23 protein-coding genes are annotated in these 22,065 nt (G+C 70.6%); 4 read left to right on the top strand and 19 right to left on the bottom strand.

Features of this window, described 5'->3' with window-relative positions:
* From ABZ135_RS17750 to ABZ135_RS17760, 3 genes are all read right to left on the bottom strand, one after another.
* Positions 1-1,784: ATP-binding protein (locus ABZ135_RS17750; RefSeq protein WP_356696671.1), on the bottom strand; the 1,784-nt coding region annotated here is incomplete at its 3' end.
* A 221-nt stretch (positions 1,785-2,005) separates the two neighbouring features.
* Positions 2,006-2,329, bottom strand: coding sequence for an STAS domain-containing protein (locus ABZ135_RS17755; protein WP_019889522.1), 324 nt, complete (start codon positions 2,327-2,329; stop codon positions 2,006-2,008).
* Between the two features lie 161 nt (positions 2,330-2,490).
* Positions 2,491-3,339, bottom strand: coding sequence for a 3-hydroxyacyl-CoA dehydrogenase family protein (locus tag ABZ135_RS17760; RefSeq protein WP_356696673.1), 849 nt, complete (start codon positions 3,337-3,339; stop codon positions 2,491-2,493).
* A 209-nt stretch (positions 3,340-3,548) separates the two neighbouring features.
* On the opposite strand from ABZ135_RS17760, the gene ABZ135_RS17765 reads away from it, so the two are divergent.
* Positions 3,549-4,121 (top strand): cob(I)yrinic acid a,c-diamide adenosyltransferase, encoded by a 573-nt coding sequence (locus ABZ135_RS17765; RefSeq protein WP_356696675.1) that lies wholly within the window; start codon positions 3,549-3,551, stop codon positions 4,119-4,121.
* On the opposite strand, the gene ABZ135_RS17770 is transcribed toward ABZ135_RS17765, so the two are convergent.
* Positions 4,041-4,664: a hypothetical protein gene (locus tag ABZ135_RS17770; protein ID WP_356696677.1), complete on the bottom strand. Its 624-nt coding sequence runs from the start codon at positions 4,662-4,664 to the stop codon at positions 4,041-4,043. The genes ABZ135_RS17765 and ABZ135_RS17770 overlap by 81 nt on opposite strands.
* Before the next feature lie 164 nt (positions 4,665-4,828).
* On the opposite strand from ABZ135_RS17770, the gene ABZ135_RS17775 reads away from it, so the two are divergent.
* From ABZ135_RS17775 to ABZ135_RS17785, 3 genes are all read left to right on the top strand, one after another.
* Positions 4,829-6,025 carry a histidine kinase gene (locus ABZ135_RS17775; protein WP_356696679.1) on the top strand — a complete coding sequence of 399 codons (1,197 nt, stop codon included), beginning with the start codon at positions 4,829-4,831 and terminating at the stop codon, positions 6,023-6,025.
* The gene (locus tag ABZ135_RS17780) at positions 6,022-6,663 is read left to right on the top strand and encodes a response regulator transcription factor (protein WP_356696681.1); all 642 of its coding nucleotides are present in this window, start codon (positions 6,022-6,024) and stop codon (positions 6,661-6,663) included. The genes ABZ135_RS17775 and ABZ135_RS17780 overlap by 4 nt, the downstream gene beginning before the upstream one ends.
* 209 nt (positions 6,664-6,872) lie before the next feature.
* Positions 6,873-8,633, top strand: coding sequence for a glycoside hydrolase family 18 chitinase (locus tag ABZ135_RS17785; RefSeq protein WP_356696855.1), 1,761 nt, complete (start codon positions 6,873-6,875; stop codon positions 8,631-8,633).
* Here the strand turns inward: ABZ135_RS17785 and ABZ135_RS17790 are convergent.
* From ABZ135_RS17790 to ABZ135_RS17860, 15 genes are all read right to left on the bottom strand, one after another.
* On the bottom strand, positions 8,630-9,298 hold the full coding sequence (locus ABZ135_RS17790; protein WP_356696683.1) for a 4'-phosphopantetheinyl transferase superfamily protein: 669 nt from the start codon (positions 9,296-9,298) through the stop codon (positions 8,630-8,632). The two genes, ABZ135_RS17785 and ABZ135_RS17790, sit on opposite strands and share 4 nt — an antisense overlap.
* Positions 9,299-9,351: 53 nt before the next feature.
* Complete coding sequence (locus tag ABZ135_RS17795) at positions 9,352-9,798, bottom strand: DUF2550 domain-containing protein (RefSeq protein WP_356696857.1); 447 nt, start codon at positions 9,796-9,798, stop codon at positions 9,352-9,354.
* A gap of 143 nt (positions 9,799-9,941) precedes the next feature.
* Positions 9,942-10,316 (bottom strand): F0F1 ATP synthase subunit epsilon, encoded by a 375-nt coding sequence (locus ABZ135_RS17800; RefSeq protein WP_356696685.1) that lies wholly within the window; start codon positions 10,314-10,316, stop codon positions 9,942-9,944.
* Between the two features lie 112 nt (positions 10,317-10,428).
* Positions 10,429-11,868 (bottom strand): F0F1 ATP synthase subunit beta, encoded by a 1,440-nt coding sequence (atpD, locus tag ABZ135_RS17805; RefSeq protein ID WP_356696687.1) that lies wholly within the window; start codon positions 11,866-11,868, stop codon positions 10,429-10,431.
* Positions 11,868-12,785, bottom strand: coding sequence for a F0F1 ATP synthase subunit gamma (locus ABZ135_RS17810; RefSeq protein WP_345485612.1), 918 nt, complete (start codon positions 12,783-12,785; stop codon positions 11,868-11,870). The genes atpD and ABZ135_RS17810 overlap by 1 nt, the downstream gene beginning before the upstream one ends.
* Before the next feature lie 20 nt (positions 12,786-12,805).
* Positions 12,806-14,401 carry a F0F1 ATP synthase subunit alpha gene (atpA, locus tag ABZ135_RS17815; protein WP_356696689.1) on the bottom strand — a complete coding sequence of 532 codons (1,596 nt, stop codon included), beginning with the start codon at positions 14,399-14,401 and terminating at the stop codon, positions 12,806-12,808.
* Positions 14,402-14,532: 131 nt separating this feature from the next.
* Positions 14,533-15,348, bottom strand: a complete 816-nt coding sequence (locus ABZ135_RS17820; RefSeq protein WP_356696691.1) for a F0F1 ATP synthase subunit delta — start codon at positions 15,346-15,348, stop codon at positions 14,533-14,535.
* Entirely contained in the window at positions 15,345-15,890 is a 546-nt protein-coding gene (locus ABZ135_RS17825; RefSeq protein WP_356696693.1) for a F0F1 ATP synthase subunit B, read from the bottom strand. The genes ABZ135_RS17820 and ABZ135_RS17825 overlap by 4 nt, the downstream gene beginning before the upstream one ends.
* A gap of 41 nt (positions 15,891-15,931) precedes the next feature.
* The gene (gene atpE / locus ABZ135_RS17830) at positions 15,932-16,165 is read right to left on the bottom strand and encodes an ATP synthase F0 subunit C (RefSeq protein ID WP_010474382.1); all 234 of its coding nucleotides are present in this window, start codon (positions 16,163-16,165) and stop codon (positions 15,932-15,934) included.
* Between the two features lie 89 nt (positions 16,166-16,254).
* Positions 16,255-17,064, bottom strand: coding sequence for a F0F1 ATP synthase subunit A (atpB, locus tag ABZ135_RS17835; protein WP_356696695.1), 810 nt, complete (start codon positions 17,062-17,064; stop codon positions 16,255-16,257).
* A gap of 225 nt (positions 17,065-17,289) precedes the next feature.
* Positions 17,290-17,703, bottom strand: a complete 414-nt coding sequence (locus ABZ135_RS17840) for a hypothetical protein (RefSeq protein ID WP_356696697.1) — start codon at positions 17,701-17,703, stop codon at positions 17,290-17,292.
* Positions 17,704-17,965: 262 nt separating this feature from the next.
* A complete protein-coding gene (locus ABZ135_RS17845) occupies positions 17,966-19,279 on the bottom strand; it encodes an MraY family glycosyltransferase (protein WP_356696699.1) in 1,314 nt (437 codons plus the stop codon).
* 117 nt (positions 19,280-19,396) lie between these two features.
* Positions 19,397-20,656: a serine hydroxymethyltransferase gene (gene glyA / locus ABZ135_RS17850; RefSeq protein WP_356696701.1), complete on the bottom strand. Its 1,260-nt coding sequence runs from the start codon at positions 20,654-20,656 to the stop codon at positions 19,397-19,399.
* A gap of 111 nt (positions 20,657-20,767) precedes the next feature.
* Positions 20,768-21,421 (bottom strand): protein-tyrosine-phosphatase, encoded by a 654-nt coding sequence (locus tag ABZ135_RS17855; protein ID WP_356696703.1) that lies wholly within the window; start codon positions 21,419-21,421, stop codon positions 20,768-20,770.
* Entirely contained in the window at positions 21,418-22,065 is a 648-nt protein-coding gene (locus ABZ135_RS17860; protein WP_356696705.1) for an L-threonylcarbamoyladenylate synthase, read from the bottom strand. Before ABZ135_RS17860 ends, ABZ135_RS17855 begins: the two co-directional genes overlap by 4 nt.

The following is a 22,065-nucleotide window of genomic DNA, read 5'->3' on the forward strand; positions in this document are numbered from 1 at the left end:
GCCGGCGTGCCCGCGGGCGGCGTGGCGGCGGGCGCGGGTTCGACGGGGGTGGTCTCGCCGGCGAGGTCGGCGACGAGCGCGAGGGCCCGGCGGCCCGCGACGGTGCCGCGCTTGTCGGCGAGGGCGCCGCGCATGCCGATGGACGCCTCCAGTTCGGCGCGGGCCCGCTGGAGGCTGCCCCGGCAGAGGGCGAGGATGCCCAGTTCGTGGTGGAACCAGGCTTCTTCGGCGACCTCGCCGGCCAGCCGGGCGGCCTCCTGGCCGCCGCGCAGGGCGCGTTCCCAGGCGCTCCAGTGCAGTCCGGCGGCGAAGGCGGGCGCGGCCGCGCGGGCGAGCCGGGCGGCGGTGACCGGATGCTCGGGCGCGGCGCCGGGGACGAGCGCGGCGAGGGCGGCGAGCAGGGAGTCGGCCTCGGCGGTGGCGCGCTCGGGGCTGACGGAGGGGTGCCCGGCCCACCAGGCGTAGTGCTGGGCGACGGCGTGGGCGCGGCCGGCGGCGTCGGGCTCGTAGTCCTGGGCGAGGAGCTGGGTGAGGACGCCGGCGGCGAGCCGGTAGCGGGTGCCGACCGGGGAGAGCAGTCCGCAGGACATGAGCTCGCCGACGGCCGCGTCGGCGTGGGTGTCGCCCACGAGGGCGGGCAGGTGCGCCTGGTGGGGGACCTCGCCGCCGAGGGCGACGGCGAAGCGCAGGGTCTCCTGGGCGGCGCGGCTGAGCCGGGAGGCGAGCAGGGCGGCCGGGGCGGCGCCTTCGCCGAGGCTGGGCAGCGGTACGGCGCGGACCTCGATGTCGGGGTCGTCGGCGGGGTCGTGCGGGGAGGCGTTCCCGGTGGAGCCGCCGGACGGGCCGAACGCCTCCTCCAGGGCGCCGAAGGCGTCGAACTCGGCGGGGGCGACCCGGAGCCGGTCGCGCTGCCGGAGCAGGGCGCCGGCCTGGACGAAGCGGAGCGGCAGCCCCTCGGACTCGAACCAGAGGTCGCCGGCCCAATTGGCCTCGTCCTCGGTGAGGGCGCGGCCGACGGCGCTCTCCAGGAGCTCGACGGCGGCGGCGCGGCCGAGTCCGGGGAGGTCGACCTCTTCGAGGGCGGCCTCGGGCGAGGCGGCGGGGACGTCGGGAGTGACGGCGAAGAGGAAGGCGCAGTCGGGGGTGGCGGCGAGCAGCTCGTCGAGGGCGGCGCCGCCGAACTCCAGGTCGTCGACGACGACGATGGCGCCGATGCCGCGGACCTCCATGAGGAGTTCCTCGCGGTCGGGCCGGAAGCCGGGGGCGTGCTGGACGGCGTGGAAGAGCTCGTACAGCAGGTCGGTGGGGGTGCGGTGGTGCCCGGAGAGCCGGACGACGCCGTCGGGGGCGATGCCGGCGCAGTCGGCGGCGACGGCGTCGAGGAGGGTGGTGCGGCCGGAGCCGGCGGGGCCGGTGAGCCGGGCGGAGCGGCCGCGGCTGAGGTGGTGGACGAGCTGGTCGCGCTGTTCCTGCCGTTCCAGCAGCGGGAGGGCGGGGGCGGCGGGTCCGGGCGGTACGGGCGGGGTGGCGGCGCGGGCGGCGTCGGCGCGCTCGCGGGCGGTGCGGCGGCGGGGCGCGGGGGGCTGCTCGCCGGGCGGGCACACCTCGATCTCGCTGCCGTCGAGGGGGTTGACGGTGAGCAGGAGGCCGCCGGAGACGAGCCGGGCGGTGCGCACGCGGGCGGGGGCGGTGGACGCGGGCGTGGGTACGGCGTGTCCGGGGCGGGCGTCCTCGCCCTCGGCGTCGTGACCGTACTCCTCCGGTCCCCGGTTGATCGGGTCCATGGTCCAAGCTCCCAAGCGGCGGGCGATGTGCAGGCGAGCCGACCCTAGACGGTTGTCCGAGCTGCGGGAACAGTCGGGGTGGCACCGAGCCCAAGACGTCATGGTCTTGTGAGGATTGCGCGTGACGCCTGGTTCTCACAGTGGCTTCACAGCCGCGTGTCGCGGCTGTGACGTGACGTCCGTTCAGACGATCGGACGCCCGGACGTCAGACGCGCGGACGTCAGACGCGGGGCAGCGACTCGGCGGCGAGTCCGCCCTCGATGGCGAGGATGCGGTGCAGCCGGGTCGCCACGAGCAGGCGCTGCATCTGGGGCGGCACTCCGCGCAGCACCAGGCGGCGGCCGCAGCGCCCGGCCCGCCGGTGGGCGCCCATGATGACGCCGAGCCCGGTGGCGTCCCAGGAGTCGAGGCCGGTCAGGTCGAGCACGAGGTCGCCGACGCCGTCGTCGACGGCCGAGTGCAGGACCGTGCGGGCGTCCGCCGCGCTCCGGACGTCGAGGCGGCCCCCGACGACCAGCTCGGCATGGTCGCCCCTGATGTGCATATGCGCTCCCCGAGAGTGCTCCGTCGTGTGCCCGTCTACGCAACGCTTGACTGCCGCATCGGCAGAAGCGTTGCGCCTTGTAAGCGAACCGATATCGAAATTCACCCCTGAGGGCGATGGTGCGGGGGCGGTCGGACCCCTGTGCGGAACCGGTGGACGGTTCAGTACGTGTAGAAGCCCTGCCCGCTCTTGCGGCCGATGTCACCCGCGTCCACCATCCGGCGCATCAGCTCCGGGGGCGCGAACTTCTCGTCCTGGGTCTCGGTGTAGATGTTGCTCGTCGCGTTGACGAGGATGTCGACACCGGTGAGGTCGGTGGTGGCGAGCGGGCCCATGGCGTGCCCGAAGCCGAGCTTGCAGGCGATGTCGATGTCCTCGGCGGTGGCCACGCCCGACTCGTAGAGCTTGGCGGCCTCGACGACGAGCGCCGAGATGAGGCGGGTGGTGACGAAGCCGGCCACGTCGCGGTTGACGACAATGCAGGTCTTGCCGACGGACTCGGCGAACTCCCGCGCGGTGGCGAGGGTTTCGTCGCTGGTCTTGTAGCCGCGGACGAGCTCGCAGAGCTGCATCATCGGGACCGGCGAGAAGAAGTGGGTGCCGACGACGGCCTCCGGGCGCTCCGTCACCGCGGCGATCTTGGTGATCGGGATGGCGGAGGTGTTGGAGGCGAGGACGGCGCCGTCCTTGGCCACCTTGTCGAGGGAGCGGAAGATCTCGTGCTTGACCTCGAGCTTCTCGAAGACGGCCTCGACGACGATGTCGGCGTCGGCGACCGCGTCGAGCTCGGTGGTCGCGGTGATCCGCCCGAGCGCGGCCTCGGCGTCGGCGGCGTCCAGCTTGCCCTTGGCGACGAAGCGCTCGTAGGAGGTCTTGATGGCGTCGGTGCCCCGCGTCAGTGCGGCGTCGGTGACATCACGCAGGACGACGTCCCACCCGGCCTGCGCCGAGACCTGCGCGATACCGGACCCCATGAGTCCGGCCCCGATGACGGCGAGCTTCCCAGCCACGTCTTCCACCCCTCAATGCCCTCAACCACTGTTCACTTCCGGCTCTTCGGCGGAGATTAGCGGGCCCGGGCGGCGTTGTGACCGAGAAGTAAGACGCGTCACGTCCCGTTTGACGGACGTCACACTCGCGACAGGCCATCCGGCCCCACGGTCGTGACCATCGGCACACGTGCCTCCCGGAACGGCGGGGCGTAACTACGCTGGGTGGCATGGTCAATCTGACGCGCATCTACACCCGCACCGGCGACCAGGGCACCACCGCCCTCGGGGACATGAGCCGGACCGCCAAGACCGATCTGCGGATCGCGGCCTACGCCGACGCCAACGAGGCCAACGCCGTGATCGGTACGGCCGTCGCGCTCGGGCGGCTCGACGAGGAGGTCGTGAAGGTCCTCGTCCGCGTCCAGAACGACCTGTTCGACGTCGGGGCGGACCTGTCCACGCCGGTGGTGGAGGACCCGAAGTACCCGCCGCTGCGGGTGGAGCAGTCGTACATCGACAAGCTGGAGGCGGACTGCGACCGCTTCCTGGAGCCGCTGGAGAAGCTGCGCTCCTTCATCCTGCCCGGCGGCACGCCCGGTGCGGCGCTGCTGCACCAGGCGTGCACGGTGGTCCGGCGCGCGGAGCGGTCGACGTGGGCGGCGATGGAGGTGCACGGGGAGACGATGAACCCGCTGACCGCCACGTACCTCAACCGGCTGTCAGACCTGCTCTTCATCCTTGCGCGGACCGCCAACCAGGAGGTCGGGGACGTCCTGTGGGTTCCGGGCGGGGACCGCTGAGTCCTTACCGGCCGGCTCCCTCTTCGGCCAGAGCGCGTAGCTGAGCGCGATCAGACCGTGGATGCCGACGGCCCGCCAGGCCCCGTACATCCAGCTCTTCAGCGAGGACGTGTCGCCGTCGGAGCCGACGTACCACATCGCGCCGAGCAGCAGGGCGGAGGCGACGGCGCCGGCGACCACCGAGCCGAGCCACACCCGGCCCTCGTGGCGGGCACGGGCCATGCCGTACTTCGGCGGGCCGGCGGGCCGCGGGCCACCGCCCAGGCGGTGGGCGGCATGGCCGTCGAGCCACTTCACGGTGCGGTGGCCGTGGCCGACGGTGTAGCCGATGTACAGCGCGGCCAGCCCGTGCTTCCAGCTCGGCTCGGCCCCGTTCTCGAGGTCGATCGCCGTCACCACGAGCAGCAGGACCTCCAGGAGCGGCTCGCACAGCAGCAGCGCCATGCCGGTCCGCGGCATCTTCAGCAGATAGCGGGTCACGAGTCCGGCCGCCAGCAGCACCCAGAACCCGACCTCGCAGATCACGATCAGCCAGACGATCACAGCAGGACTCCCCTCTCGGTTCCCTTTCAGCCTTCCGTGCCGGGGAGGGCGTTGCGTCGTCGTGACCGATGAACCGCGTCTACATCCTTCGGCGGAGGGACGGCACGCCGCGGATCGGCCCGGACGGCGACGTCCGGGCGGCCGGCAGCGTGTTGGATGGGGGTGTGAGACTCCCCCGCCCGCACCGCGTCGACCTGCTCATCGCCGCCTGTGGCCTGGCCTTCGGCCTGCTGCTGTGGGGCTTCGGCATGGTGGTGCGGACCGAGGCCCTGATCGAGACGCGGTGGGCGCCCCTGGTGCCGCTCCTGGTGATGACCGCGATGGAGACGGTGCGCCGGTCCCTGCCGCGCACCGCGCTGATCGTCGGCACCCTCACCGTCGTGGCGAACGAGTTCACCTACGGCAATGTGCTGACCATCCTGATGTTCACGGACGTGGTCTACGCCGCCGTCGTGTACGGGACGCCCGCCTCGGCCCGCCGCATCCCGTACACGACCGGACTGATCACCGTCGGCATCACGATCGGCTTCCTGGTCTGGTGGCAGAACGCCTACGCGCTGCTGATCGGCGTGGCCAGCGGCATCGTCTGCTTCCTGCCGGCCCTCACCGGAGCCGTGGTGCGCAATCACCGCCAGGCCGCCGAGGCCGCCCGGCTGCGTGCCGAGCAGACCGCGCTGCTCGCCGAGATGGACCGCGCCCAGGCGGTGGTCGCCGAACGCGCCCGGATGGCCCGCGAGCTGCACGACATGGTGGCCAACCACCTGTCGGCGATCGCCATCCACTCCACGGCCGCGCTCTCGCTCGACGACCCGGACACCACCCGGCGGGCGCTGGGCGTCATCCGGGAGAACAGCGTGGCGGGCCTGGACGAGATGCGGCGGCTGATCGGCCTGCTGCGGGACAGCAGCGGTGACGCCGAGCCGGCGGCGGCGCCCACGCTGGCCGGCCTGGAGGCGCTGATCGCGCAGGCCCGGACGAACGGGACGTCCAGCGGCCTGACGTTCACCCTCGACGACCGCCGCGAGGCGGACGGGGAGCCGCTGCCGACGCCGGTCGAGCTCGCCGCGTACCGGATCGTGCAGGAGTCGCTGACCAACGCCCTCAAGCACGCCCCGGCCGGCCCGGTCGTCGTCCGCCTGGCCCGGGACGCCCGGACCCTGACCGTACGGGTGACCAGCCCCTACGGGGACCGTCCCGGCCCTCGCGCGCCGGGGTCCGGGTCCGGTCTGGTCGGCATGCGCGAGCGGGTGGCGCTGCTCGGCGGGGAGTTCGAGGCGGGGCCCGTGCCGGACGGGGACGGGACGAAGACCTGGCAGGTGCGGGCCGTGCTGCCCGCCGAGGAGAGGACACCGGAGGGATGACGATCCGGATCGTGGTCGCCGAGGACCAGAGCGCGGTACGGGCCGGACTCGTGCTGATCCTGGGCAGCGCGCCCGACATCGAGGTGGTGGGCGAGGCGGAGGACGGCGAGCGGGCGGTGGAGCTGGCCCGCGCCCTGCGCCCCGACCTGGTCCTGATGGATGTGCAGATGCCGAAGCTGGACGGGGTGGCGGCGACCCGGCAGGTGGTGGCGGAGGGGCTCGCCGACGTCCTGGTGCTGACCACCTTCGACCTCGACGAGTACGTGTTCGGGGCGCTGCGCGCGGGCGCGGCGGGCTTCCTGCTGAAGAACACGGACGCCAGGGACCTGGTGGAGGCGGTGCGGACGGTGGCGCGCGGCGAGGGGCTGATCGCCCCGGCGGTGACGCGGCGGCTGATCGCCGAGTTCGCGGCGCCGAGCCGGCCCGCCCCGGCCGCGTCCGGTGTCCTCGACGCGCTGACGCCCCGGGAGCGGGAGGTGCTCGCGGCGCTCGGCGGGGGGCTGTCCAACGCGGAGATCGCGGTGCGTCTGGAGATGGCGGAGGCGACCGTGAAGACCCATGTGTCGAAGGTGCTCGGCAAGCTGGAGCTGCGAAGCAGGGTGCAAGCGGCAGTGTTGGCCAGGGAGTTGGGGCTCTAGACAAGACCGGCGACGTTGGTCTGGACCTCTTGACGATTGGTCCAGACCTTCCTACGCTCGCGGGGCGCGCGCATCTCCACGGACCACCCCCACTTTGTCCGTCCGCAACTTGAGGAGCACCGTTGAGCACTCAAGCACCGACGCGCAGAGCAGGCTTCAGACACCGGATCGCCGCCGGTCTGACCGCCCTCGCCCTGCCCCTGGCCGCCATGGTCGGTCTCGCCGCCCCCGCCGAGGCGGCCACCTCCGCCACCGCCACGTACACCAAGGTCTCCGACTGGGGAACCGGCTTCGAGGGCAAGTGGACGGTGAAGAACACCGGCACCACCACCCTCTCCTCCTGGACCGTCGAGTGGGACTTCCCCTCCGGCACCGCGGTCACCTCCGCCTGGGACGCCACCGTCACCAACTCCGGCACCCACTGGACCGCCAAGAACATCGGCTGGAACGGCACCCTCGCCCCCGGCGCCACCGTCTCCTTCGGCTTCAACGGCACCGGCACCGGCTCGCCCAGCGGCTGCAAGGTCAACGGCGGCTCCTGCGACGGCTCCACCCAGCCCGGTGACAGCGCCCCGTCCGCCCCCGGCACCCCCGTGGCCTCCGGCGTGACCGACACCTCGGTGAAGCTCACCTGGACCGCCGCCACCGACGACAAGGGCATCAAGAACTACGACGTCAAGCGCGACGGCACCACCATCGCCACCGTCACCGGCCTCAGCTACACCAACACCGGACTGACCGCGGGCACCGACTACAGCTACACCGTCGTCGCCCGCGACACCGCCGACCAGACCGGCCCGGCCAGCGGCGCCGTCTCCGTGCGCACCACGGGCGGCGGGGGCAACCCCCAGCCCGGCAGCACGGTGAAGATGGGCTACTTCACCAACTGGGGCGTCTACGGGCGCAACTACCACGTCAAGAACATCGTGACCTCGGGCTCCGCCCCGAAGATCACCCACATCAACTACGCCTTCGGCAACGTCACCGGCGGCAAGTGCACCATCGGCGACGCCTACGCCGACTACGACAAGGCATACACCGCCGACCAGTCCGTCGACGGCGTGGCCGACACCTGGGACCAGCCGCTGCGCGGCAACTTCAACCAGTTGCGCAAGCTGAAGAAGGCATACCCGCACATCAAGGTCCTCTGGTCCTTCGGCGGCTGGACCTGGTCCGGCGGCTTCGGCCAGGCCGTGCAGAACCCCACCGCCTTCGCCCAGTCCTGCTACGACCTGGTGGAGGACCCGCGCTGGGCCGACGTCTTCGACGGCATCGACCTCGACTGGGAGTACCCCAACGCCTGCGGACTGTCCTGTGACACCAGCGGCCCGAACGCCTTCAAGAACATGATGCAGGCCATGCGCGCCAAGTTCGGCGCGAACAACCTGGTCACCGCGGCCGTCACGGCCGACGCCTCCGCCGGCGGCAAGATCGACGCCACCGACTACGCGGGCGCCGCGCCGTACATGGACTGGTTCAACGTCATGACGTACGACTTCTTCGGCGCCTGGGCGGCGAAGGGCCCGACCGCCCCGCACTCCCCGCTCACCTCGTACGCCGGCATCCCGCAGGCGGGCTTCAACTCCGCCGAGGCGATCGCCAAGTTCAAGGCGAAGGGCGTCCCGGCGAAGAAGCTGCTGCTCGGCATCGGCTTCTACGGCCGCGGCTGGACCGGAGTGACGCAGAAGGAGCCCGGCGGCACCGCCACCGGACCCGCCGCCGGCACGTACGAGCAGGGCATCGAGGACTACAAGGTCCTCAAGAACTCCTGCCCGGCCAACGGCACCGTCGCCGGCACCGCCTACGCCCACTGCGGCACCAACTGGTGGAGCTACGACACCCCCGCCACCGTCACCTCGAAGATGGGCTGGGCCAAGAACCAGGGCCTGGGCGGCGCCTTCTTCTGGGAGTTCAGCGGCGACACCTCGAACGGCGAGCTGGTCGGCGCCCTCAACGGCGGACTGAGCTAGACGGTCCGCGGCACGATCCGGTGGGCCGCCTCCCCCAGCAGGGCGACGGCCCCCCGGTACCCCTCCCCCGCGTCCAGGTCGTACAGCCGCACCGGCAGGTGCGGCTGTACGTCGTCCCGCCCCCGCGGGCCCTCCCGCCCCCGCCAGCCGAGCAGCTCCGCCGGCCGGTCGGGGGCCGAGACCGTGAGCCGCGCCGGATCCACCCGCAGGCCCTCCCCGGTCGCCTTCAGGACCGCCTCCTTGCGCACCCAGTACGCGGTGAAGGCCGCCGCCCGCTCCGGCCCCGGCACGCGGTCGAACACCGCCCGCTCCTCGGCGGACAGCACCGGCAGCGGCAGCTCCACCAGATCGGTGACCCGCTCCACGTCCACCCCCACCGGGGTGCCCGAGGTCAGCGCCACCGCCACCCGCTCCCCCGAGTGGGACAGCGAGAACTCCACGCCGGCGCCCTCCAGGTACGGCTTGCCGTGCGGCCCGGCCGCGAAGACCAGGCCCGCCGGATCCCGGCCCAGGGCCTCGCCCAGGACCAGCCGCAGCAGGGCGTGCGCGGTCAGATACAGCGCGCGGTCGGGCTCCCGCAGCAGCGACTCGTACACCCGTCGCTCGCGGTCGTCGAGCAGACGGACCTGCGCGGGGGAAACAGAAACGGCCCGGGCGGTCCACACATGGCACTCACCGGGCCGTACAAGAACATCAGTGGCGGGATCGGACGGCATGATCAGGCGACGTTGACCCTCTGCCCGGGCGGCGCCGCCTCCAGCCAGGCCAGGAAGCCGGTCAGCGCGTCCTCGCTCATCGCCAGCTCCAGGCGCGTGCCCTTCACCAGACAGCCCTGGATCACGGAGTCCGACAGCAGGGCCAGCTCCTCCTCGCCCTCCGGCATCCGGCGCTCCAGGACCTCGATGGCCGAGCGCTCCAGGACGCGGCGGGGGCGGGGCGCGTACGAGAAGACCCGGAACCAGGCGATCTCGTCACCGCTGTAGCGGGCGACCCCGTACACCCAGCCCTTGCCGGTGGAGTCCGGCGTCTCCGGCACGTTCCAGCGCAGGGAACAGTCGAAGGTGCCGCCGGCCCGCTGGATCAGTCTGCGGCGCAAGCCGAAGACGAAGAGCCCGATCACCACCAGTGCGACGACCAGGCCGCAGACAAGCAGCGCGAGGAACATCTTCACCGACCTCCTCGCCGCTTCCCGTAACCGGTGGACCCGGCCTGACCGAATACAACCTGCATATGCATCGCCTCAGCCGCGACACGGGCTGGAAAATTCCATCCGTGCCGCGGCTGAGGGCTGGCTCTCGGCGCGGACCGCTAGCGGACCGCTACCGCGCGCAGCCGGACCTCGGCGCGCCGCTCGGCGGCGGCGTCCGACTCGCCCTTGGCGCGCTCCAGCGCGCGCTCGGCGCGCTGGGCGTCGATCTCGTCCGCCAGCTCGGCGATCTCCGCGAGCAGAGACAGCTTGTCGTCGGCGAACGAGATGAACCCGCCGTGGACGGCGGCCACGACCGTGCCGCCCTCGCTCGTACGGATGGTCACCGGGCCCGACTCCAGCACACCGAGCAGCGGCTGGTGACCGGGCATGACGCCGATGTCGCCGGAGGTGGTACGCGCGATGACCAGGGTGGCCTCGCCGGACCAGACACTCCGGTCAGCGGCGACCAGCTCGACGTGCAGCTCAGCAGCCAAGGTTGGCTCCTCGGGTCACCACCCGGCGGTGCTGCCGGGTGTTGGGATCAATTCTAGTGGGCGTGACGAGGGGGGCGGGACCGATCCCGCCCCCCTCAGGCGAGCACGGGGCTCAGGAGACGCCGAGCTCCTTGGCGTTCTTCTTGAGGTCCTCGAGACCACCACACATGAAGAATGCCTGCTCCGGGAAGTGGTCGAACTCTCCGTCGCAGATCGCGTTGAACGCGGAGATCGACTCGTCGAGCGGAACGTCCGAACCGTCCACACCGGTGAACTGCTTCGCCGCGTGGGTGTTCTGGGACAGGAAGCGCTCGACACGGCGGGCGCGGTGGACAACGAGCTTGTCCTCCTCGCTCAGCTCGTCGATACCGAGGATCGCGATGATGTCCTGGAGGTCCTTGTACTTCTGCAGGATGCCCTTGACCCGCATGGCGGTGTCGTAGTGGTCCTGCGCGATGTAGCGCGGGTCCAGGATCCGGGACGTGGAGTCCAGCGGGTCCACGGCCGGGTAGATGCCCTTCTCGGAGATCGGACGGGAGAGAACCGTCGTCGCGTCGAGGTGGGCGAAGGTGGTCGCCGGCGCCGGGTCGGTGAGGTCGTCGGCGGGGACGTAGATCGCCTGCATCGAGGTGATCGAGTGACCACGGGTCGAGGTGATGCGCTCCTGGAGGAGACCCATCTCGTCGGCCAGGTTCGGCTGGTAGCCCACCGCGGAGGGCATACGGCCGAGCAGGGTCGACACCTCGGAACCGGCCTGGGTGAAGCGGAAGATGTTGTCGATGAAGAACAGCACGTCCTGCTTCTGCACATCGCGGAAGTACTCCGCCATGGTCAGACCGGCGAGGGCCACGCGCAGACGGGTGCCCGGGGGCTCGTCCATCTGGCCGAAGACCAGCGCGGTCTTGTCGAGAACGCCGGCCTCCTCCATCTCGACCATGAGGTCGTTGCCCTCACGGGTGCGCTCGCCGACGCCCGCGAAGACCGACACACCCTCGTGCAGCTTCGCCACACGCATGATCATTTCCTGGATCAGAACGGTCTTGCCGACACCGGCACCACCGAACAGACCGATCTTTCCACCCTTGACGTACGGGGTGAGAAGGTCGACGACCTTCAGGCCGGTCTCGAACATCTCGGTCTTGGACTCGAGCTGGTCGAAGGCCGGGGCCTTGCGGTGGATCCCCCAGCGCTCGGCGTCCGCGACCGTGGAGGGGTCCTCGTTGAGGACCTCGCCCAGGGTGTTGAACACCTTGCCCTTGGTGACGTCACCGACGGGGACGGTGATCGCGTCGCCCGTGTCGGTCACCGGGGCCTGGCGGACCAGGCCGTCGGTGGGCTGCATGGAGATGGTGCGGACCATGCCGTCACCGAGGTGCTGCGCGACCTCGAGGGTCAGCGTCTTGGTGCCCTGACCCGACGGGTCCGGCACCTGGACGTTCAGCGCGTTGTAGATCTCCGGCATCGCGTCGACGGGGAACTCCACGTCGACGACCGGGCCGATGACCCGGGCGACGCGGCCCGTGGCGGCGGCCGTCTCAACAGTGGTCGTCATTACTTGTCACTCCCCGCGGTCGCGTCGGCCAGGGCTGCGGTGCCACCGACGATCTCGCTGATTTCCTGGGTGATGTCGGCCTGGCGGGCCGCGTTGGCAAGTCGGGTGAGGTTGGTGATCAGCTCACCCGCGTTGTCGGTCGCCGACTTCATCGCGCGCCGCGTGGCGGCGTGCTTCGAGGCCGAGGACTGAAGCAGCGCGTTGTAGATCCGGCTCTCGACGTAGCGCGGGAGGAGGGCGTCCAGGACGTCCTCCGCCGACGGCTCGAAGTCGTACAGCGGACGGAGCTTGTCCGTCTCGCCGGCCTCCTTCGCCACCTCGTCGAGGCTGAGGGGCAGCAGCCGGGCCTCGACCGCCGTCTGCGTCATCATCGAGACGAACTCGGTGTAGACGATGTGGAGCTCGTCCACGCCGCCCTCGGCCGTTTCCTTCTCGATCGCCTCGATCAGCGGTTCGCCGATCTTCTTGGCGTCCGCGTACGTCGGCTCGTCCGTGAAGCCGGTCCACGTGTCGGCCAGCTTGCGCTCACGGAAGTTGAAGTGCGCGACGCCGCGGCGGCCGACCACGTAGATGTCGACCTCCTTGCCCTCGCCCTCCAGCTTCCGGATGAGCTGCTCCGCCGCCTTGATGGCGTTGGAGTTGAACGCGCCGGCCAGACCGCGGTCGCTCGTGAGGAGCAGGACCGCGGCGCGGGTCGGGTTCTCCGCCTCGGTGGTCAGCGGGTGCTTGTCGTTGGCGCCCGTGGCCACCGCGGTCACCGCGCGGGTGAGCTCGGTGGCGTACGGGGTCGACGCCTGCACCTTGCGCTGCGCCTTGACGACGCGCGAGGCGGCGATCATCTCCATCGCCTTGGTGATCTTCTTCGTCGCGGTGACGGATTTGATGCGACGCTTGTAGACCCGGAGCTGCGCTCCCATGAGTCAGGTCCCTTCCGTCGTCACTTCGAGACGTTGACGGCGGAGGCGTCGTCGCCGAGAAGCTTGCCGTCAGAGGTCTCGAACTGCTTCTTGAACTCCGCGATCGCGTCGGCGACGGACTGCAGCGTGTCGTCCGACATCTTGCCGCCCTCACGGATGGAGGTCATGAGGCCCGAGTGGTTCTGGCGCAGGTACGCCAGCATCTCGGCCTCGAAGCGACGGATGTCGGCGACCGGGACGTCGTCCATCTTGCCGGTGGTGCCGGCCCAGATGGAGACGACCTGGTTCTCCGTGGCCATCGGCTGGTACTGCGGCTGCTTCAGCAGCTCGACCATCCGCTGACCGCGCTCGAGCTGCGCCTTCGACGCGGCGTCCAGGTCGGAACCGAAGGCGGCGAACGCCTCCAGCTCACGGAACTGGGCCAGGTCCACGCGGAGGCGGCCGGAGATCTGCTTCATCGCCTTGTGCTGGGCCGAGCCACCGACACGCGAGACGGAGATACCGACGTTCAGGGCCGGACGCTGACCGGCGTTGAACAGGTCGGACTCCAGGAAGCACTGGCCGTCCGTGATGGAGATGACGTTGGTCGGGATGAACGCCGAGACGTCGTTGGCCTTGGTCTCGACGATCGGCAGACCGGTCATCGAACCGGCACCCAGCTCGTCCGAGAGCTTGGCGCAGCGCTCGAGCAGGCGGGAGTGCAGGTAGAAGACGTCACCCGGGTATGCCTCACGGCCCGGCGGGCGGCGCAGCAGCAGCGACACGGCGCGGTAGGCGTCGGCCTGCTTCGACAGGTCGTCGAAGACGATCAGGACGTGCTTGCCCTGGTACATCCAGTGCTGGCCGATGGCCGAGCCGGTGTACGGGGCGAGGTACTTGAAGCCGGCCGGGTCGGACGCCGGGGCGGCGACGATCGTCGTGTACTCGAGCGCGCCGGCCTCTTCGAGGGCCGCGCGCACGGACGCGATGGTGGAGCCCTTCTGGCCGATGGCGACGTAGATGCAGCGAACCTGCTTGTTCACGTCGCCCGAGCGCCAGTTGTCGCGCTGGTTGATGATCGTGTCGACGGCCAGGGCGGTCTTGCCGGTCTGGCGGTCGCCGATGATGAGCTGACGCTGACCACGGCCGACCGGGGTCATGGCGTCGACGGCCTTGTAGCCGGTCTCCATCGGCTCGTGGACCGACTTGCGCTGCATGACGCCGGGCGCCTGCAGCTCGAGGGCACGGCGGCCCTCGGTCGCGATCTCGCCGAGACCGTCGATCGGGTTGCCGAGCGGGTCGACGACGCGACCCAGGTATCCCTCACCGACACCGACGGAGAGGACCTCGCCGGTGCGCTGCACCGACTGTCCCTCCTCGATGCCGCTGAACTCGCCGAGGACGATCGCACCGATCTCGCGCTCTTCCAGGTTCAGCGCGAGGCCGAGGGTTCCGTCCTCGAACTTCAGCAGCTCGTTCGCCATGGCCGAGGGAAGACCCTCGACCTTCGCGATACCGTCGCCGGCCAGGCTGACCGTGCCGACCTCCTCGCGCGAGGCCGCGTCCGGCTGGTACGACTGGACGAAGTTCTCCAGCGCGTCCCGGATCTCCTCCGGCCGGATCGTGAGCTCCGCCATCTGGGTTCCCTGCTCTCCTTGTTGGGCCCGAAGTTTCTTAAGGGGTCTGGGGGCCGACCCCCAGGAATCTTCTGCAATCTCTGCACGGCCCAACCGGGCCGCTGGTGATGCTTCTTGAGTTGTGGCCGAGATCAGCCGGCGAGTCGCCGGGTCGCCTCGTCGAGGCGGTCGGCGATGGTGCCGTTGATGACCTCGTCGCCCACCCGCACCGAGATCCCGCCGAGGACCGTGGGGTCCACATCCAGGTTCAGGTGCATCTGGCGGCCGTACAGCTTGGCCAGCACGACGCCGAGGCGCTGCTTCTGCTGGTCGCTGAGCGGCACCGCCGAGGTGACGACGGCGACCATCCGGTCCCGGCGCGCCGCGGCGAGCTTGGACAGGGACTCGAGTCCCGCTTCCAGGCTACGTCCCCGGGGCTGCGTCACGAGACGGACGATCAGGCGCTCGGTGACGGGGTTGGCCTTGCCGCCGAGCAGGCTGCGCAGCAGCTCGCCCTTGGCGGTGGCCTTCGCGGCCTTGTCCGTCAGCGCCGAGCGGAGCTCGGTGCTGGAGGAGACGATCCGGCCGAAACGGAACAGCTCGTCCTCGACGTCGTCGAGGCGTCCCGCCTTCTGGGCGGCGGTGAGGTCGGCGGTGTTCGCCAGCTCCTCGACCGCGTCGACCAGGTCGCGCGAGCGCGACCAGCGGGAGCGGACCATTCCGGAGACCAGGTCGACGGTCTCGCCGCCCACCTGACCGGAGAGGAGTCGCTGCGCGAGCGCGGCCTTGGCCTCGCCCGACTGCGCCGGGTCGGTCAGGACCCGACGCAGCGACACCTCGCGGTCGAGCAGCGCGGTGACGGCAGCCAGCTCGCCCGCGAGCTTGCCCGCGTCGACCGACGTGTTGTCCGTCAGCGCGTCGAGGGCCTCGCGTGCGGCGCCCAGTGCCTCGCGGCTCGCTCCGTTCATCGGACGGCCTCGGCCTTCTCCTCGAGCTCGTCGAGGAAGCGGTCGATGGTGCGGCTCTGGCGGGCGTGGTCCTCGAGGGCCTCGCCGACCAGCTTCGCGGCCAGGTCGGTGGCGAGCTTGCCCACGTCCTGACGCAGCGCGGCGGACGCGGCCTTGCGGTCGGCCTCGATCTGGGCGTGACCGGCCGCGATGATCTCCTCGCGCTGGCGCTGGCCTTCCGCCTTCATCTCCTGGATGATCGCGGTGCCCTGCTCCGTCGCCTCCTGGCGGAGACGCGCGGCCTCGTGGCGGGCCTCGGCGAGCTGAGCCTTGTACTGCTCCAGCACACTCTGAGCCTCGATCTGGGCCGACTCGGCCTTCTCGATGCCACCCTCGATGGCCTCGCGGCGCTCGTCCAGAACCTTGTTGATGTTCGGGAGGAGCTTCTTGGCGAGGAAGCCGAAGACGATGACGAAGGCGATCAGGCCGATGACGAGCTCGTCGAGATGCGGGATGAGCGGAGGCTGCTCCTCCGCCGCTGCCGCAAGAAGCAGAGCGTTCACATCAGTGCCTTCCGTAAAAAGGTATGGGCTGTCGGTCCGGCTTACTTGTAGACGAAGCCCATGACGATGCCGATGAGGGCGAGCGCCTCACAGAACGCGAAACCCATGATCTGGTTGGTACGGATCAGGCCGGCCGCCTCGGGCTGACGGGCGAGGGCCTGGGTGCCGTTACCGAAGATGATGCCGACGCCGACGCCGGGGCCGATGGCCGCGAGGCCGTAGCCGATCGAGGCGACGTTTCCGTTGACGGCGGCGAGAGTCTCGAGAGCGGACATGCCGGTTCTTCCTTCTCTTTCAAGGACCCGGTGGGGGTTGGCCACCGGACGACTGTTGGTAAGGGGGGTGGTGCTGCTGCCGGGCCGGCTCAGTGGTGCTCGGAGAGCGCGCCCTGGACGTAGCTGCAGGCCAGGAGGACGAAGACGTACGCCTGGACGGCCTGGATGAAGAGCTCGAAGGCGGTCATGATGATGACCATCACGAACGAGGCGCCGGCGTAGACGAAGCCCAGCCCGTTCATGAGGTAGTAGGTCGCCAGCGAGAACATCACGATCAGCAGGTGACCGGCGAACATGTTCGCGAACAGTCGGACCGCGTGCGTGAAGGGCCGGATGAGCAGGTTCGAGAAGAACTCGAGGACGACGACCAGAGGAAGGATCGGGCCGAGCGACTTGTCGTAACCGGTGATGTTCTTCCAGCCGCCCACGAAGCCGTGCTTCTTGAAGGTCAGCGAGATCCAGAGCACGTAGACGATCAGCGCGAGGGCCGCCGGGAAGGCGATCAGCGAGGTGACCGGGAACTGCGCGAGCGGGATGATGGACCAGAGGTTCATGATCCACACGAAGAAGAACAGCGACACCATCAGCGGGACGTACTTCTCGCCGTCCTTCTTGCCGATGATCTCGTAGACGATGCCGCGGCGCACGAAGTCGTAACCGGCCTCGCCGACCATCTGCATCTTGCCGGGAATCAGCTTGGGCTTGTTGAAAGCGGCCCAGAAGAAGCCGACGACCACGATCGAACCCAGGATGGCGAGCAGCATCGGCTTGGAGAAGTCGAAGCCACCCACGGAGAAGATGGGCTCGTACATGAACGTGTGCAGGCCCGGCGCCGGGAAGCCACAAGGAGTGAAGATGTGGCAATCCGGGTCGAAGGCAAGCGTCTGGTCAGCACTCACCGCGGGCTCCTTCAGCGTGGCGCATAGGTACGGCAACCTCGTTGTGTCGGCGCGGCACGCAGCCGCGGGTCGGCACTGGACTGGTCTTACGGATAAGGGGGCGGCGGTTCGGCATCGAGCCTCGCGCTGGGACAGGCGCCGCTTCGGATGCCCGCGCCCGCAGTGCCGCAGTTGGCACCGGACGATAGCAGGAAGCCGAACGCGTCTTTATCCCGGCCCTACCCTTCACGACTTCGGCCCCGTGTTCTCGGGCTCGACGTACATGATCTTGGCCTTCATATAGGCCCGGGCCTGGGCGGCGACCCACACGATGGTCGTGGCGAGCAGCGTGAAGGCGAAGGCCTTGAAGTCGAACGCCGAGGTGTCCTTCAGCAAGGCCAGGAAGATGAAGAGGACCAGGAGCTGGGCCGTGTACAGCATCAGCCCCATGGCCTGGAAGAGCTGCGGAAGCTTCTTCGCCGTCCGCTGCAGAACCACCAGCCCGATGCCCATGAAGAGGATCACGACCGCGGTGCCGATGGCGGCGCCGAGCGCGCCCTTGCCACCGGCGACCACACCGCTGACGACCGTGGCGATGGCGCCGACGGCTGCGGTGGGCACGGCGGTGTGCAGCAGGGTGCGTGCGTCGTTGGACGGCATGGCGGTGTCTCCGCTTGCTGGAGGGGGCGATGGTGTCGTCATGGACGAGCGTAAGCCCGGTCCGAGGTGGGTCTCGGGGCCGACGGACCGTCGCACTACGGTCCTTCGGCTCTGTCGCCGGGTCTCGTGAACCGTATCACAAACTATTTGAATAGGTCTTTACCCAGAGGGTGTGCCAACTGTCACACGTGAGAGCTACTGCGCGCGTGTGTGCAGGACAGAGAGGCGTCTTGTCTGGTATTGGCGCCGGATGGGGCTTTCGTCAACCTCGCGCCCCGGCCTTACTCCGGTCGGAGAACCGCGAACGGTGACCGATGGCGGTCGCCCCGTTGACCCCGGCGGGGACGGGCACCCGGTCCTCCGAGGGCTCCGAGGGCTCCACGGCCTCCTCGGGAGCCGGCTCGGCCTTGCGGCGCCGGTAGCGCGGCGGGACGACCGCCTCCGCCCAGCGCGGGGCGCGCGGCGAGAAGCGCGGCAGCAGGAGCAGCACCAGACCGACCGCGCTCAGGAAGACCACGGCGAGGACGATCCACATCGACGTGGAGTGCACGGAGTAGGCCAGCGTCCCGAAGGCGATCAGCGCCGACCAGAAGTACATGATCAGCACCGCGCGGCTGTGCGAGTGCCCGATCTCCAGGAGCCGGTGGTGCAGGTGCCCCCGGTCCGCGGCGAACGGCGACTGGCCCTTCCACGTACGGCGCACGATCGCGAGCACCAGGTCGGCCATCGGGATCGCGATGATGGTCAGCGGCAGCACCAGCGGGATGAAGACCGGCAGGGCGGCGTGGGTGGCCGCCTTCGTCGAGCCCTCGAAGATCTTCAGCGCGTCCGGGTCGACCTGGCCCGTGATGGAGATGGCCGAGGCGGCCAGGATCAGACCGATCAGCATCGAGCCGGAGTCGCCCATGAAGATCCGCGCCGGGTGCATGTTGTGCGGCAGGAAGCCCAGGCACATGCCCATGAGGATGGCGGCGAAGAGGGTCGCGGGGGCGGCCGCCTCGATCGTGTAGCCGAACCAGATCCGGTACGCGTAGAGGAAGAAGGCGGCGGCGGCGATGCAGACCATGCCGGCGGCCAGACCGTCCAGACCGTCGACGAAGTTGACCGCGTTGATGGTGAGGACGACCAGGGCGACGGTGAGCAGCGTGCCCTGCCACTGGGTGAGGGCGACCGTGCCGACGCCGGGGATCGGCAGCCACAGGATCGTCAGACCCTGGATCACCATCACGCCGGCGGAGATCATCTGCGCGCCCAGCTTGATCAGCGCGTCCAGCTCGAACTTGTCGTCGAGGACGCCGATCAGCCAGATCAGGGCGGCACCGGAGAGCAGCGCGCGGGGCTCGTTGGAGAGCTCGAAGACGCTGTTGAGGTTCTGCAGGTGGTCGGCGACGAGAAGTCCCGCGCACAGCCCGAAGAACATGGCGATGCCACCGAGCCGCGGAGTCGGTTCTCGGTGTACGTCGCGGGCGCGGATCTCCGGCATCGCCCCGGTCGCGATGGCGAACTTCCGCACCGGACCGGTGAGCAGATAGGTCACCGCAGCCGTGACACAGAGCGTCAGCAGGTAATCACGCACGGGCTGCCCCACAGGAATCGCTGGCCATCTCAGCCCCACACCCTAGCCGGGCCGTCCCCATGGTCGAGGACACGCGGACGGCCGGAACGGTTCCCCCGGGCTCCGGAAGCGGCCCCTTCACCGCCCATACGGGGGTCCATACGGAGGAAATCGCCCGGCAAGCTCGCGTACCTCCGCCCGTACCCCGGCCGTCTCCTCCGCGTCGTCCCGCAGCGCGGCGGTGAACAGCGCGGCGATCCTCGCCATCTCGGGCGCCCCCATCCCCTGCGTGGTGACGGCGGCGGTGCCGAGCCGGATGCCGCGCCCGTCCCCGTACGGCAGCGCGCAGGTGTCGAGCACGATGCCGGCGGCGGCGAGCCGGGAGCGGGCGGTGCGGCCGTCGACGCCGAGCGGGGCGGTGTCGGCGGTGATGAGATGGGTGTCCGTGCCGCCGGTGGTCGGCGCGAAGCCCTCGGCGGCGAGTGCGGCGGCGAGGAGGCGCGCGTTGTCGACCACCCGATGGGCGTACGCCGAGAAGGCCGGTGTCTCCGCCTCGCCGAAGGCCACCGCCTTGGCCGCGATCGTGTGCATCTGCGCGCCGCCCTGCGTGAACGGGAACACGGCCCGGTCCACCTGGTGGGCGAGCTCGGCCCCGCACAGCACCAGACCGCCGCGGGGACCGCGCAGCACCTTGTGCGTGGTGCCGCAGACGATGTCGGCGTACGGGACGGGGTTCGGGGCGGCGCCGCCGGCGACCAGGCCCAGGGGGTGGGCGGCGTCGACGATGAGATAGGCGCCCACCTCGTCGGCGATGTGGCGGAAAATCGCGTAGTCCGGATGGCGCGGATAGGAGATGGAGCCGCAGACGATCGCCTTGGGCCGGTGGTGCCGGGCGAGGGCCGCGACCTGCTCGTAGTCGATGAGTCCGGTCTCGGCGTCGACGCCGTACGGGACGAAGTCGAACCAGCGGCCCGAGAAGTTCGCGGGCGAGCCGTGGGTGAGGTGCCCGCCGTACGCGAGCCCCATGGCCAGCACGGTGTCACCGGGCCGCAGCAGCGCGGCGTACGCGGCGAGCACGGCGGAGGACCCCGAGTGCGCCTGTACGTTCGCGTGCTCGGCGCCGAAGAGCGCCTTGGCCCGTTCGACGGCGATCCGCTCGGCGGCGTCCGCGTACTCGCACCCGCCGTGGTGCCGGGCGCCCGGATAGCCCTCGGCGTACTTGTTGGCGAGCCGCGATCCGAGCGCGGCCAGCACGGCCGGGGAGGTGAAGTTCTCCGCGGCGATCAGTTGCAGACTGTCCCCCTGCCGCCGCGCCTCCCCCAGCAGCACGTCGGCCACTTCGGGGTCCTGACGGCGCAGCACGTCGAGTTCGTCTTCGGGAGGTGCGGTGACCGGCATGGGGCACTCCGTGCGGTGAGGAGCATGGCCAGAAAACCACTGTAGGCACACCACCCCGCCCCCGCTCCCCCACTGCGCCAGGTGGCCCCTACCGCTTGGCCGGCACCCCCGTCAGCGCCGCGCCGGCACCCCCGTCAGCGCCGTCACCACCGGGTCGAGAGCCTGCTGGATTTCGTCGCCGATGGAGCGGAAGAAGGTGATGGGGGCGCCGTACGGGTCGTTGACCTCGTCCGCCTCCGCCGACGGGGCGAGGAGCCACCCGCGTAGAGCCGCGGCCGCGCGGACCAAGGCGCGGGCGCGGTCGACCGTGCCGTTGGCGCCCATGGGGTCGGGGAGGGTCGCGGGGTCTATGGCGCGGACGAGGCGGGTGAACTCCTTCAGGGTGAAGGTGCGCAGGCCCGCCGAGTGGCCCATCGAGATGACCTGCGCGCGGTGGTCGCGGGTCGCGGTGAGGACCAGGTCCGCGCGGATGACGTGCTCGTCGAGGAGCTCGCGGCCCACGAAGCCGCTGGCGTCCGCGCCGAAGTCGGCGAGGACCAGCTCCGCGTTGGCCTCCATCGGCGCGCCCTCGTGGCCCCACGTGCCCGCGCTCTCCACGATCAGGCCGCCGCCCAGGGGGTCGCCGAGGCGGTCGATCAGGGCATGGCGGGTCAGCCGCTCGGTGATCGGCGAGCGGCAGACGTTGCCGGTGCTGACGTGGAGGATGCGGAAGGTACTGCCGTCGTGCTCGTGCCCCGCTATGCCACGCCCCTCAGGGGCGGTCAACTGGCCACCTCGAGGTCGGGTACCACCCGCCGGAGCTCTTCCGCCGTCAGCGCGCCCTCGCGCAGCAGCACCGGCACCTTGCCCGTCACGTCGACGATGGACGAGGGCACGTTGCCGGGCGTCGGGCCGCCGTCGAGGTAGACGGAGACCGAGTCGCCGAGCATGCCCTGCGCCGCGTCGCAGTCCTCGGGCGCCGGGTGCCCGGCCGAGTTCGCCGAGGAGACCGCCATCGGGCCGACCTCGGTGAGCAGCTCGATGGCGACCGGGTGCAGCGGCATGCGGATCGCGACCGTGCCGCGGGTGTCGCCCAGGTTCCACTGGAGCGACGGCTGGTGCCGGGCGACCAGGGTCAGGGCCCCCGGCCAGTAGGCGTCGACGAGCTCCCAGGCGTGCTCGGAGAAGTCGGTGACGAGCCCGTGCAGGGTGTTCGGGGAGCCGATCAGGACGGGCGTCGGCATGTTCCGGCCGCGGCCCTTGGCCGCGAGCAGGTCCGCGACGGCCTCCCCGCTGAACGCGTCCGCCCCGATCCCGTACACCGTGTCGGTGGGAAGCACGACCAGCTCGCCGCGGCGGACGGCGGACGCGGCCTCGCGCAGACCCGTGGCACGGTCCGTCGTCTCGTTGCAGTCGTATCGCCGAGCCAT

This window comes from Streptomyces sp. NPDC006339, assembly GCF_040612775.1.
GTDB lineage: Bacteria > Actinomycetota > Actinomycetes > Streptomycetales > Streptomycetaceae > Streptomyces.